We start from the raw sequence: 12,767 nt of genomic DNA, 5'->3' as shown, positions 1-12,767 counted from the left end.
CGGCCCGATAGCGCCCGCCCACTCCCCCGAGTGCGGCGGGCGTCGTCGCGAGCGGGCGCGAAGGACATGCGCTGAAGAGCATGTCTGAAGACGTTGAAGTTTGGGATCGCACCGGTCTTGAAGAGCATGTCCTTTCGGACATGTAACAGCGCGGGTCAGATCCCGAACTGCAGCATCAGCGAGCCGAGGCGCTCGGGCGGGGCGCCGCGGAAGGCCGGGTAGACGTCGAGGGTGCCGAGCAGGTGGCACCAGAACCATCCGAGGCGGGCGAACACGCGGACGCCGGGGCGGGCCAGCGGGGCCAGCTGGATCGGCGCGCCGACGCCGATGCCGCTGTCGGGGACGAGCGGGTGCGGGACGCGGGGATACGTCAGCTCCCACGCCGGGATCACTGCCACGCGGGCGCGCGCGTCGGTCTCGACCACCAGGCTGTGGACCCAAATTTGAGGCCACGCGAGCTCCCAGCCGAGACGCAGGCGCGGGCGCAGGCCTTCGGGCGAGAAGCCGAGGCCGACGCCGGCGATCGGGCCGCCGGGGTCGAGGCGGAACGGGGCCTTGAAGCCGATGCTCACCGGGTCGTCGCCGTCCTTGGCGATGTCGCGGGTGATCCGGCGGCCCTTGCCTCCCGGGAACAGCGACGGCCGGTGCTCGCGCCACGGGCGGCGGAATTCGAGGCTGAGGCGCACGCGCTCGGGCTGCGCCTGCGGCTGGTAGACGACGGCGTAGTGGGGGAGGCCTGCCGGCGAGACTTTCGGGTGGCGGCGGCGGTTGGTCGTCTTGCCGGCGTCGCAGCCACACACCGCCGGGCCGACGAGCAGGTCGGCGCGGAGCTCGACGACGGCGCGGCTGGCCTGTCCCGCGGGCCAGGTGACGAACAGCTCGCGCTGGGCGACGCCGAACCGCGGATCGAGGCTCGCTACAGAGTCGGCGACGACCTCGCCATCGAGGCGGACGACGACGTCGGCGCCGATCGGGTAGGCGAAGGTCAGCGGGATGTCGCCGGCGACTGCGCGGGTGAGCACGTAGCGGGCGGCCCACGTGCAGGCGAGCCGGCCGCGCCTGGCCGGACGGCAGGTGAGGCCGGCGACCTCCTCGGAGGTCGTGACGGCGGCGGCGAACGCCTCGGGCACGTACGGCGGGTGAAAGGTCGGGCCGAGCAGGGCGCAGTCGCAGGCGTGCACCGGGCGCGGGACCGCCAGCGCCGCCGTGGCAGCCACGAGCGGGAGGAGAGCGAGCGCGCGGGCGGGGCGGGTCATCGGTCAGGACCGCGGTCGGCGGGACGGGGACATTGAATCAGGGGCGTGCTGGTCGAGAGGACATGTCCGGATGGTCATGGACGCGTGTATGGCGGGGCGAGTCGCGCGAGCGGGACCGACTTCGTATATGGCCCGAGGGACATGTCTGGAGAGTCATGAGCGCGTGGGCGCTCCGCGGGCGAAGGTCGCTGCGCGGAGCGCGTCCGCGGCGGCGAGGCCGCGAGCGACAGCGTGGCACATCGCCGCCGCTGCGACCACGACGTGACGGGCGCCGGAGCGCGCTCGTGTGAAAAATGTCCGAAAGTTCATGCGGGGCGGCGATGCGGCGCGGGCTCGGGCGACGGGCTATGCTCGCGCCGTGGTCCAGCACCTGCAGGTCGATCCGAGCGCGTCGCAGGTCGACATGGGCGTCGAGGCCCCGGGCCTGGCGTGGCGCGGGGTCCTGCGCCACGTCGGCTTCCGCCGGGTCTGGCTGGGGGCCATGGGTTCGTCGCTCGGCACCTGGATGGAGGGCGTCGGCGTCCAGTGGCTCATGGCCGAACAGACAGCCTCGACCCTGATGCTCGGCGCGCTCGCGGTCGCGCAGCTGGGGCCGATGCTTCTCCTCGGGCTGCCGGCCGGGCTGCTCGTCGACTGGGTCGATCGGCGCAAGATGTTGCTCATCACGCAGGTGGCGATGATGGCGATCGCCGCGCTGCTGGCGGTGGCCCACGCGCTCGGCTGGGCCACGCCGCCGGTGCTGATCGGGCTGGGCCTCGTCAACGGGATCGCCATGGCCTTCAACACGCCGGCGTGGCAGACGCTGAGCCCGCGCCTGGTGCCGCGCGAGGAGCTGCCGCAGGCGATCGCGCTGATGGGCATGCAGTTCAACCTCGCGCGCGTGGCCGGGCCGGCGCTCGCAGGTGTCCTGATGGCCAGGTGGGGCGCGACCCTGCTGTTCACCCTCAACGCGCTCAGCTTCGTCAGCGTGATGTGGGCGGTGCGCTCGACCGCGCCGGCGCCCCCGGCCAGCACGGGCGCGCACAAGCCGTGGCGCGAGGTCGGCGAGGCGCTGCGGTTCGTCCGCGACCACGTCGGCGCGCGCCGGGTGATGCTGGGCCTGTTGCTCCTCAGCATGCTGGCGGCGCCGCTGCAGCGGATGCTGCCGCTGTTCGTGTCGGAGGTGTACCACGCCGAGGAGGCCACCTACGGCGTGATGCTGTCGGCCGTCGGCGCCGGGGCGGTGCTCGGCGGGTTGACCCTGGGCCGCCTGCCGTCGTGGTACCCGCGGCACCACATCATCCCGCTGGCGCTCCTGATGTCCGGGGCGTCGATGACGCTCTACTGCGCGCTGACCGAGCCGGCGTGGGCGGCCGCGTGCCTGCTCGTGTCGGGATTCTTCTGGATCTGGGCCTTCTCGAGCCTGATGACCTCGGTCCAGCTCCTGACCCCCGACGCGATGCGTGGGCGTGTGCTGTCGCTGTTCAACATGGCGATGTTCGGCGCGATGCCGGTCGGCAGCGTGCTGTCGGCGCTGCTCGGCGACTGGCTGGCGGCGCAGCTCGGTGGCGGCCCGGGCCTGGCGGTGCAGCTCGGCGTCGGCGTGTTCACGCTGATCCTGCTGCTCGCCGGCGCGGTGCTGCTGATCTGGCGCACCCCGGAGATCGACGACCTCAAGCCCGGCGACCGCGGCCACATCCGCCGGCCCGGAATCTGGGCGGGGATCACGGCGGCGGGGCACCGGCCTGCTTGATCGGTGGCGCGGGGCTCATGGAAAGATCACGCGCATGATCGACATGAGCCTGTCCTCGGGGACAGGCTCATTCGGACATGTCCACGAGCGTCGTCGACGACGCCGAACGGCCCTGAAACAGGACATGACCCTCGGGACATGCTCCGAGGGACATGCCGTCGCTCGGGCTACCAGTTCGCGGGGGCGCCGTCGCGGTAGAACCGGTGGGGGGCGTCGCGGGGGACGTCGAGGCCGCCGAGGATGCTGCCGGCGCCGGTCTCGACGTCGCGCTCGCCGTTGGGGCCGCCCATGTCGGTGCGGACCCAGCCGGGGCACACTGCCACGGTGTCGAGCCGGCGCGGGTCGTCGGCGAGGTCGCGCGCGAGCAGGTGGGCCAGCGCGGTGACGCCGATCTTCGAGGTCCCGTAGGCGGTGCCCGGCCAGCCGGCCTCGCGGTGGCGACCGTCCTTCACGTCGGTCACGAACTGGCGCATCAGCGCCGACAGCTCGGTGCGCGTGAGCGAGTCGAGGTCGAGGCGCGCGCGCAGCTCGGCCGACAACAGGTCGCGCTGGCCGACGCCGCTCGAGACCAGGACGAGGTGCGCATCGGGCCGCAGCAGCGGGAGCACGCCCTCGACCACCCGCAGGACGCCAAAGTAGTTGGTGTCGATCGTGGTCTCCGCCACCTGGCCGTCGAAGCCGTTGAGGGCCACGCCGGCGTTGGCGATCACGACATCGAGGCCCTCCGGGTGGACGCGCTTCAGCTCGGCGACCAGGCGGTCGACGCTGACCGGGTCGCGGACGTCGAGCGCCACGAACTCGACCCCGAGCTCCTGGGCCGCCGCGCGGCCGTGCTCCGCCTGGCGAGCGGTCAGGACGACGCGGTAGCCCCGGTCGCGGAGCTGGCGGCAAACTTCGAGGCCGAGGCCCCGGTTGGCCCCGGTGACGAGGGCGAGCGGCTGACGTGCGGTCATGCGGCCAGGCTAACTCGACGCTCGGGTCTATCTGACAGGGGTCGCCGCGCGCCCGACATCCGCGGCGGACCGGCCGCGAGCGGGCTCGGCCGTCAGCCGGTTCGCGCGGTAGCCGCGGGTCGCACGGATGAGCATGACTTCACAATCTCATTGCTCACATGTCTTTAAGGTCATGTGAGTGCGCGGGTCGCCGGGGCTGCTCTGTGATCGTCACTCGTCGAGCTGGCGTTCACACTTGCGACGGATGACCTCGAGCGCCGCCTGGCACCACGCCTCATAGCGAGGCTCAGCCGTATAGGCGTAGTAGGTGAAGAACACGTGGTCCATGCGGGCGAGCCATGCCCCGTGCAGCTCGCCCCGCTTCCTGGCCGCGCGGGCCCAGTGGCGCAAACACTCGCCCCACGCGCGTTGCGTCCATGAGCAGAGCGCGCCGCCCGGGAACTCGATCCAGTGGTCGCCGGCGAAGTCGGTGCCGCCGAGCAGCAGCGAGGTCTCGGACAGGAACGCGAACAGCGGCTCGTCCGGCGTCTCGTCGTCCGAGCCGTCGCGGTAGAGCGCCCGGCGCTGGCGGTCGAAGGCCATGAACGCGTCGTGGTCGATGGTGCCGTCGACCAGGCCGCAGACTTGTGTCGCAGAATGGGGGCGAGCCGGCTCCGGATGCCTCGGCGCCTCGGCCGACCGACTCGCCCAGGACGCCGCGTTGGGGCAGGACTACGGCGTCTGGGGCCGCCGAGCCTCGCACTCGCGCTCGCGGGTGGCACATCGGTGGTCGTCGGCGCGGTGTTGCTGGGAGTGGGCGGCCACCGCATGGCTCGGGGGTCGTCGCAAACGGCCCTCGTCCCCGTTCCCGGCGGAGTTGCTTTCCGTGCTCGTTTTTGAGCCAATGCCCGTGAGGCCCCAGATGTCCACCGCTGTCCCCGTGTTGCTCCCCCTCGTGCTCGTCCTGGTCGCGGCATGCACAGCGCCGTGGCCCCCGCTGGTGGGCTGCGCCGAGGTCGATGCCTGCATGACGGGGTCGTCGAGCCTGGACCCTCCGAGCAGCGGCGACGGGATCCAGACCGTGACCGGACACAGCGACAGCGGCGGCTCGAGCACCACTGCGGGCGACGGGAGCGGCGGGTCGGGAGCGGGCGGTGAGGAGGCGCTGCCGGTCGAGGTCGAGGTGGTCCTGACCCCCTCGCCGATGATCGACGTCGGCGAGGTGCAGGTCTCGGTGTGGACGTCGCGGCCGGTCGCGTCGATCGACATCTTCGACGGCGATACGCCGCTGGTGCTCGGCGCTGCGCCGGCGCTCCCCGTCCACGTCTTCGAGGTGACGTCCGACGACATCCCCGGGGACGGCATGCACATGATCCGCGCCGTCGCGCGCGCGGCCGACGGCGTCAGCGGCGAGGACGCGGAGGAGCTGCTGATCGACGTCCAGCCCGGCGGGACCGACGTCTGGCCGCCCTACGTGAAGGCCGGGCCGATCAACGGCTTCACCAGCGCCGCGATGCTCGGCAACGGCATCGCCGTCGGGGGGTACTTCGAGACGAACCAGGCGCTCGAGGCGGTGGCGGTGCGCATCGATGGAACCAAGGGTCAGCCCGAGGGGGTTCCGATCCTGCTCGGCCCTGTCGCAGTGACGGGCGGAGGCCGCGGGCCGGCGATCGCCGTCGCGGGCGACGACACAGCGTTCGTGGCCTGGACGCGGCCGGACAACGGGTCGAGGCGGTGGGCCGTGTCGCGTGTGACGTTCGGCGAGGGGAAGGGACCGACGTGGACGGGGCCGCTCGGGACCTCGGTCCACGCGCTCGCCGTCGCTGGCGAGGTGCTGATCCTCCCTGGTGCGGTCGAGGTCAGCCCGGGCACACATGACCTCAAGGTCTGGTGGGTCTCGGCGGTGAGCGGCGAGCTCCTGCACGAAGCGACGTTCGCGGCGTCGTTAGTGGAAGATCAGACGAACATGTGGGACGAGGTCGCGCGCGGCGTGGCGATCGTGGGCGGCGAGGTCGTCGCGGTCGGTGAGCGCGAGACCAAGAACGACCTTGACGAACTCGTCCCGCGGACCGTGGTGCTGCGCTACAGCCTGGACGGCGAAGCACTGGCCGAGTGGACCTCGCCGGGCGAGTTGCTGGACCACGACGGGGGGATGGCCGTTGCGCCGCTGCGGGCAGGTGGTTTTGTCGTGACCGGATGGGGGTGAAGCTGCCCCGATCTCGTGGACACCCTCGATGAGTCCGGAGTAGAGAGGGTTGAAGGGCATGAGCAAGAAGAAGCGAAGAGCATTCACGCCGGAGCAGAAGGCGGAAGCGGTCAAGATCGTGAAGAATTCAGGCAAATCGGTCACGCAGGTGGCCCAAGAGATGGGCCTGACGGTGAGCGCGCTGAGGAACTGGACAAGGCAGGAAGAGATCAACCAGAGCCCGGCCCCGCGAGGACCGCTGACGACGGATGAGCGGGCCGAGCTCGTCCGGTTGCGCAAGGAATTGAAGCGGGTCGAGATGGAGCGCGATTTTTTAAAAAAAGCGGCGGCCTTCTTCGCCAGGGAGACGTGACCGTCTTCCAGGTCATCGCGGCGGAGGAGGCCAGTTTCCCGGTCAGTATGATGTGTGAGAGCCTCGAGGTCTCGCGGAGCGGCTACTATGCATGGAAGACACGTGAACCATCGGCGAGAGCGCAGGAGAACGCGGCGCTCGCCCAGGAGGTCGCGGAGATCCATGCCGCGAGCAGGCGGACCTACGGGAGCCCGCGAGTCCGCAGCGAACTACGAGGACGTGGCCGCAAGGTCAGTCGTAAGCGAGTCGCCCGGATCATGCGCGAAGAGGGGATCCAGGGCCGTCGTAGGCCGAAATTCACGAGGACGACCGACTCGAACCACAGACTCCCCGTGGCCGACAACGTCCTGGATCGCAACTTCACCGCCAGCAAGCCCGACAAGGCCTGGGTCGCCGACATCACGTACGTGTGGACCCTCGAGGGCTGGCTCTACCTCGCGGTGATCATCGACCTGTTCTCGCGCCGCGTGGTCGGCTGGTCGATGGCCGACCACATGCGCACGGAGCTGGTCCTCGGCGCGCTGAGGGCCGCTCTGGGACACCGTGAGCCGTCCGACGAGGGGCTGGTCTTCCACTCCGATCGCGGCTCCCAGTACGCCGCAGACGACTACCGCGAGGCCCTACGCCAGGCAGGCATGACGTGCAGCATGAGCCGCAAGGGCAACTGCTGGGACAACGCGGTCGCCGAGAGCTTCAACAGCACGCTGAAGACCGAGCTCGTCCACCGCACGATCTTCCTCACCCGCGAGAATGCGAGGACGACCATATCGGAGTGGATCGAAGTGTTCTATAATCGCCAGCGTCGCCACTCGTCGATCGGCTACTCGACCCCGATCGCCTACGAGGAGAGCTTCTACGCCGAGCAGGCGCAGACTCGAGCGGCATAAGCAAAGTGTCCACTTTTTCGGGGCAATCCCAGGGCGCGACACCTTGTCCGTCCGTCAGGTGCTGACGCGATGGTTTTCCGCCGCGGGCGAGGCGGGTGCTGCGCGGGTCGAGCCGACACCATCGAACGACGCGATCGGCTTCGCGGTCGGCGAGGATCGCGAGGGCAAGATCGTCATCGCGGGAGCACTCCAGCAGCCGATGACCGACGCGAACGCCTGGATCTTCGCTGTCCCCGGGCCGGTCGGCGCCACCGCGTGGGAGGTGGTCCGCAACGGGCCCGGTCAAGGTCCCGACGAGGCCGCGGGCCTGGCGATCGACGCGTGGGGCTACACGTACATCGCCGGCAGCGAGTTCGAGGCGTTGCAGCCGCGGGCGTTCGCGCTGCGCCTCTATCCGTAGCCCTTCACTGAGGCACGAACACGTCGCACTGCGACTTGATCATCGTTGCCGCCGTATCGAAGAACGACACGTAGTCCATCGCGCACGCGGAGCCGAACTTCGCGTTCGGCTGCATGAGCTCGGTCCAGGTACGGAGCGCGTGTTCGCTGCTCGGCTTGTAGCCGCACAGTCCGGCGGGATCGTCCTTGTCGGTCGAGATCACGAGGAGCACGACCGCGTCCGCATCGCCGCCTTTGGCGACGACAAGCGCGTCTCGCCAATCTTCTGGCGTGCCCTCACTCTCCTGGTCGTAGGTGTCCTGAATGGCTACGACGACGAGGAGCGCGTCATCCCGAAGAAAGCCCTCGTTGCAGCCGCCGGGGCCGTTGATGCCGTCCGCGAGGGCCTTGACGGTCGCTTCTGCGACCTGGTCAGCGCCGTTCGTCCCCATCGACGCGACGCAGGTGAAAGCCTCTTCGAGCTCGGGCTGGCCGGGGGTGATGTAGCGGAGGCCGCTGGCGAGGTCGCAGCGCTTGTTGCTCGCGTTCTTGCCGATCGGGTAGGTGACGCCGGCGCCCTGGACGGTGTCGCACGGCTCGGGAGTGACTCCGCAGGGGTATTCGGGCACCTCGGGACATACGTCCTTGCAGTCGGCGCAGAGAACAGGATGGCCCCACAGCGCGGACGTGTTCGCGGACAGGATGTGATAGTCGAAGTCCCCGAACTCGCTCTCGAGCGTGGTGACGAAGCCTGGAAAACTCGCCTTCAGCCGCGTTTGCACGACCTCCATCGTCTTCGCGGAGCTGATCGTGAACACGATGTCGACCTTGCCCTTGCAGCCCGGCGGGGGGCCGTCGCCGCCGTCCGGGATCATCCCGACGTCGGGGATGCCGCTCGAGCTCGCCGAGCTAGTCGAGCTGGTCGAGCCAGCCGAGCTGGCGGCCGCCGAGTCCTCGCCCGCGCTGGTGGAGGTCGACGTCGAGCTCGATGTGCCCGAGCCGCTCGAGCTGGTCCCCGGCGGCGCCGTGGTGATGCTCGAGCTGAAGCCCGTCTCCTGGCCGCTGCCGCCGTTGCAGGCGGTGGCGACCAGGCCGACGGCGGCGGCGAGGGTGGCGGGGCGCCCCACGACGCGCAGAATAGCGCAGTCTGGGGCTGGAAACAGCCGACAGCGCGCAGACTGAGCGGCCACGCCCCTGATTTGGAGGCCAGGAGCCGCTTTCCGGTCGGCGCATCCTTCATCGTGGTGGTGGGATGCGGGCTCGTGCCCGCGGGCGGACGACCAACGGAGCGTGACCTACCTACCCGACCGTGTTCGCGAGCGGCACCCGGCGCCCGAGGACAACTACCGTGTCCGCCTCGGATGGGCGAGCCCAACGAGCTGAAGAAGGACCCGGGCGGCAAGCTGCTTCAGGCTGTGAAGGGCCACATGGACGAGGATCTCGCCGAGCTGGGCCTCAAGATCACCGACCTACCGCCGGCCCGGCCTCAAAGCCGTGGTCGAGGGCATGAAGGGCATGAGCCCTACCTGGAAGTGAGGCCGAACGATGGCCAGCAAGAACCCACGGACCCTCGCGTGGCTCGGCCTCAGTCTCGCCGAGTCGATGGCCCCACGGCGCGTCCTGTTTGTCTCAACGGCCGAGGGCGATCGGGCGTTAAGCAGCGCGGTGCACTCACTTCGTATCGGTACAGCAGCACTTGACGGCATATGAGCTGATGTCCCATTCGTGCATCTCATTGCACATAACCGGGATATTCGCAGGCCCGCCGTTCTCCTCACACTGGTCGAGGGAATCAAAATATACGGCAGTGTTCTCACCAAGACAGCCGTCCTCCACGCAAGTTTCGCCAATTTCTTGACAGATGACCATGCACGTCTCCAACCCTTCGTTGTAGTTCACGCACCGGCTCCAATTCGGGACACAAGCTCCCGATTCACAGCCGTCCTCGCCAGCGTCGCACGTGCGGCCACAAGTACCGCAGTTGAGGCCATCCAGCGCGAGGTCGGTGCAGTTGCCGTCACAGGCCGCACCACCGGCGCAGACCAGATCGAGCGTGAGGTCGTCGGTCGCCTTGAGCCCGCCCTGATCGAAGAACACTGCGCGAAACCCCCGCGGGCTCTCGCCGCTGTCGAACTCGATTGGCTGCGTCTGGTGGATCTGCGCCCACGACAGCGAGAGCGAGTAGGCGCCCGGCTGTCCTGCGGCGACGAAGACCCCGAACTCGAGCGACTCGTCGGCGCTGCGGAGGGTCCCGCCGACGATGTCCGCGACGCCGTCGGGGTCGGTCAGGATTGCGTTGAACGTCACCGATTCGTCCTGCGTGAGCGTGGCGACGTTCGTGCCGAAGCTGAGGAACATCGGCGCTCCCTCGACGGGTGTCGTGCCGGTCGTCGGCGTCGAGCTGGTCGCGTCCGTCGCAGTCGCGTTCGAGCTGGTGTCGTCGTCCGTGTCGGAGGTCGGCGGGTTATTCGTGGTCGCTGGGTTCGTCGTCGGTGCAGTGGTGGCCGAGGTCTGAGTCATCGACCCGTCGTCTCCGCAAGCCACCGCCAGGATGAAAAGGCTCGATATCGTGCGCCTGTACTTCATGGCGGGCATCTTGGCACAGCCCTGCCGCCAGCACAGCGCCATCGCTCCAGTGCCGTCATCGCGCCTGAGTGACGGCTGCCCGGCCCAGCGCCAGCGAGCTGACGCCCTACCGCCACTTCTGTCCGCAGGGAGGCCGAACGTTGGCCAGTAGCAGCACGCGAACCCTTGCGAGGATCGGCGTCGGCCGCGTGGCGCTCGCCGAGACGATGGCCGCGTGGTCGCGGTGGGAGAGACCGCGGGCCCTGTTCGCGGCGGCGGCGGAGCGCGCTCGCTTCGAGCGGCGGGATTCGCCGACCGCCCTTCCCCGGACCCCCCGCGAGGCGCAGTCGGCAATTCGCGAAGCACCAGCAAGAGCTCGCACTCATGCCGATTTCACGCAGCCTGTCCCGAAGACCAGGTCAGCGCCCCTGCTGCCACAGCCGGCGCAGCACCCCTGCGCCGATCGTCCCGAGCTCTAGCAGCTTGAGGTACGTCGGCATCTCGATCGTCGGCACCTCGTAGGGCGGCCGCTCCCATTCGTCGATGCCGCCGCGGTCCACCCAAGCGCTGTGGAGCGGGAACCCGGGGCGGATGCCTTGCTCGTGCGGCCCCGGCCCGAGCGTGCAGATAGGACCGTTGTCGAGCGGCTGGGCCGCGTCCCAGATCCAGATCTCCATGTCGGGGTGGTCGGGGCCCCACACCAGCGCCACGATGTAGCCGTCGCGCGTGCTCTGGCTGTTCGGGCGCGGCACGAAGATCGGCGCCGCCATGAACCACCCGGGCTCGAACGCGTAGGCGCTGTCGAGGCGCATCTCGTGGTCGAGGCGGTAGAAGCGGACCGTGTTTTGCGGGTCGGAGATCCGCTCGATGAACTCCGGCACCGGGATCAGGCGGCGGGGCGGCCAGTTGTCGTCGGGGCGGCCGCGGCGGAAGTTGGCGAACACTCGCGCGCTCATCGTCTGCGGCAGCCAGCCGCCGGCTACCCAGTAGGTCGCGTCGAGGCGTCGGCACGTGCGGAGCAGGTTCGGCGTCGCCGACGTGTCGTGCTCCGAGAGGTACGGCGAGATCTGCAGCGGCGGCAGGATGTTGAGGCCGAGCGGGAAGTGTTCGCGGTCGTCGGGGTGGGGGAACGCGCGGGTCTCGACCGTGCCGCGGCGCAGGTCGACCACGTGGCGGCGGACCTGGTTGAGGTCGGTCGCCGACGAGAACATCCCGAGCAGGCTGTCGGGGACGATGCCGCCGCCGATCAGTCGGTCGCCGGCCTCCATCTGATCGGCCGGGTCGGCGCCGACGTTGTGCTGGGCGAAGATCGTGACGACGTCGTCGTCGTCGTCGTAGTCGGTCAGCGCATGCGTCAGCTCCCACATCAGGTCGACGCGCTTCGCGGGCAGCTCGCGCGCGCCGGACTTGAGGGCGCGGCGGATGTCGTCCTTGTGGATGAAGTAGACCGGGCAGACGTGGTCGGGCGTGGCCTCGCGCAGGCGGATCCGCAGCCAGCGGTACAGCACCCGCAGGTTGCGGGGCACCTCGATCGTGCGGCTCTCGACCAGCCACTTCCACAGCAGCGGCGTGAGTGGTTCGACCAGCGACGACGTGTTGAGCACCAGGTTGGCGTTGAAGACCACCAGGTAATTGCGGGTGAGGCAGATCTGGTGGACGCTGGCGTGGCCGAGGATCACGCCCTGGCCGTCGACGGTGACGCGCAGCGGCGGGGTCGGCGGGGCGGGGCCGCCGTCCCAGGTGGTGATGTACAGGTCGGCGCGGATCGGCTTGTTGACGTGGACGAAGTCGGCGACGCGCGGGACGATGTTGGTGTAGAGGAGGCGCGGCTTGCCCGGTTCGAAGTCGGGGTCGTAGACCGGGTGCCCGGTGGTCATGATCATCGGGCTGAACGAGCTGCCGACGGCGGTGTGGTAGTCGCCGGGGCGGCCGACCGGGGTGATGTGCTCGAGCGTCTTCGGCGAGACCTCGACCGGGCGGCCGGCGTCGTACGACAGCAGCAGGCGGCGCCCGGCCTTGCCGTCGAGCGCGCCGACCGGGAAGGTCGGGATCGGCGAGGTGTTGGTGAGGTTCGAGGTGCCGAACCACGAGAACTCGGCGAAGTCGGTGCGGACGAACGCCTCGGGGGCCAGCTTGCGCAGGTGCCAGCTCTGGTTCTCGATGAAGCGGGTGGCGGCGCGGATGAACACGTTGCCGCCGTCGCGGTGGGGCTCGAGGTCGAGGATCAGGAGCCGCCCGCTGGCGGTGAGCATGTGCGGGTTGACGTTGAGCTCGTGGTGCTCGTGGATCGCCTGGTACGGGAAGACGGTGGTGAATGTCCTTCCGGACAGGTCCGAAGGGTAATGTCCGGTGCGCACGGCGTAGCGCGCGGCGTGGTCGACGACGTCGCCGTGGTAGGCGTGCAGGAGGCCCCGCTCGACCTGCTCGGTGAAGGTTTGGGCGCTGATGGACATGGCGCG

11 protein-coding genes are annotated in these 12,767 nt (G+C 69.6%); 5 read left to right on the top strand and 6 right to left on the bottom strand.

What is annotated here, in order from left to right:
- Positions 1-155: 155 nt before the first annotated feature.
- Positions 156-1,256: a hypothetical protein gene (locus OV090_RS36650; protein WP_267709368.1), complete on the bottom strand. Its 1,101-nt coding sequence runs from the start codon at positions 1,254-1,256 to the stop codon at positions 156-158.
- A 358-nt stretch (positions 1,257-1,614) separates the two neighbouring features.
- On the opposite strand from OV090_RS36650, the gene OV090_RS36645 reads away from it, so the two are divergent.
- A complete protein-coding gene (locus OV090_RS36645; protein WP_267709367.1) occupies positions 1,615-2,988 on the top strand; it encodes an MFS transporter in 1,374 nt (457 codons plus the stop codon).
- Between the two features lie 167 nt (positions 2,989-3,155).
- On the opposite strand, the gene OV090_RS36640 is transcribed toward OV090_RS36645, so the two are convergent.
- The gene (locus OV090_RS36640; protein ID WP_267709366.1) at positions 3,156-3,941 is read right to left on the bottom strand and encodes an SDR family NAD(P)-dependent oxidoreductase; all 786 of its coding nucleotides are present in this window, start codon (positions 3,939-3,941) and stop codon (positions 3,156-3,158) included.
- Between the two features lie 210 nt (positions 3,942-4,151).
- Entirely contained in the window at positions 4,152-4,523 is a 372-nt protein-coding gene (locus OV090_RS36635; RefSeq protein ID WP_267709365.1) for a hypothetical protein, read from the bottom strand.
- Between the two features lie 337 nt (positions 4,524-4,860).
- Between OV090_RS36635 and OV090_RS36630 the strand changes: the two genes are divergently transcribed.
- The 3 genes from OV090_RS36630 to OV090_RS36620 all read left to right on the top strand — a co-directional run bounded on the left by OV090_RS36630 (position 4,861) and on the right by OV090_RS36620 (position 7,765).
- Positions 4,861-6,126 carry a hypothetical protein gene (locus OV090_RS36630; RefSeq protein ID WP_267709364.1) on the top strand — a complete coding sequence of 422 codons (1,266 nt, stop codon included), beginning with the start codon at positions 4,861-4,863 and terminating at the stop codon, positions 6,124-6,126.
- A 58-nt stretch (positions 6,127-6,184) separates the two neighbouring features.
- Positions 6,185-7,365, top strand: a protein-coding gene (locus OV090_RS36625) for an IS3 family transposase (RefSeq protein ID WP_267704949.1) whose coding sequence is annotated in 2 segments (ribosomal slippage) — positions 6,185-6,440 and positions 6,440-7,365 — 1,182 coding nt in all. Because the reading frame shifts where the segments join, the coding sequence is not laid out codon by codon here.
- 43 nt (positions 7,366-7,408) lie between these two features.
- Positions 7,409-7,765 carry a hypothetical protein gene (locus OV090_RS36620; RefSeq protein ID WP_267709363.1) on the top strand — a complete coding sequence of 119 codons (357 nt, stop codon included), beginning with the start codon at positions 7,409-7,411 and terminating at the stop codon, positions 7,763-7,765.
- 4 nt (positions 7,766-7,769) lie between these two features.
- Here OV090_RS36620 and OV090_RS36615 read toward each other — a convergent pair whose 3' ends face one another.
- Positions 7,770-8,870 (bottom strand): hypothetical protein, encoded by a 1,101-nt coding sequence (locus OV090_RS36615; protein WP_267709362.1) that lies wholly within the window; start codon positions 8,868-8,870, stop codon positions 7,770-7,772.
- A 544-nt stretch (positions 8,871-9,414) separates the two neighbouring features.
- A complete protein-coding gene (locus OV090_RS36610) occupies positions 9,415-10,101 on the bottom strand; it encodes a hypothetical protein (RefSeq protein ID WP_267709361.1) in 687 nt (228 codons plus the stop codon).
- On the opposite strand from OV090_RS36610, the gene OV090_RS36605 reads away from it, so the two are divergent.
- Positions 10,082-10,258 (top strand): hypothetical protein, encoded by a 177-nt coding sequence (locus OV090_RS36605; protein ID WP_267709360.1) that lies wholly within the window; start codon positions 10,082-10,084, stop codon positions 10,256-10,258. The two genes, OV090_RS36610 and OV090_RS36605, sit on opposite strands and share 20 nt — an antisense overlap.
- Positions 10,259-10,727: 469 nt before the next feature.
- Here the strand turns inward: OV090_RS36605 and OV090_RS36600 are convergent, their stop codons facing one another.
- Positions 10,728-12,761, bottom strand: coding sequence for a carotenoid oxygenase family protein (locus OV090_RS36600; RefSeq protein WP_267709359.1), 2,034 nt, complete (start codon positions 12,759-12,761; stop codon positions 10,728-10,730).
- Positions 12,762-12,767: the final 6 nt, after the last annotated feature.

The organism is Nannocystis sp. RBIL2 (assembly GCF_026626745.1).
GTDB lineage: Bacteria > Myxococcota_A > Polyangia > Nannocystales > Nannocystaceae > Nannocystis.
The sequence above is the reverse complement of the archived record's forward strand: the minus strand, read 5'-3'. Positions and strand labels throughout refer to the sequence as shown.

Excerpts from the sequence above, each read along its gene's own strand:
- OV090_RS36650 (WP_267709368.1), bottom strand. The coding sequence starts at position 1,256 with ATGACCCGCCCCGCCCGCGCGCTCGCTCTCCTCCCGCTCGTGGCTGCC.
- OV090_RS36640 (WP_267709366.1), bottom strand. The coding sequence starts at position 3,941 with ATGACCGCACGTCAGCCGCTCGCCCTCGTCACCGGGGCCAACCGGGGC.
- OV090_RS36635 (WP_267709365.1), bottom strand. The coding sequence starts at position 4,523 with ATGGCCTTCGACCGCCAGCGCCGGGCGCTCTACCGCGACGGCTCGGAC.
- OV090_RS36610 (WP_267709361.1), bottom strand. The coding sequence starts at position 10,101 with ATGTTCCTCAGCTTCGGCACGAACGTCGCCACGCTCACGCAGGACGAA.
- OV090_RS36600 (WP_267709359.1), bottom strand. The coding sequence starts at position 12,761 with ATGTCCATCAGCGCCCAAACCTTCACCGAGCAGGTCGAGCGGGGCCTC.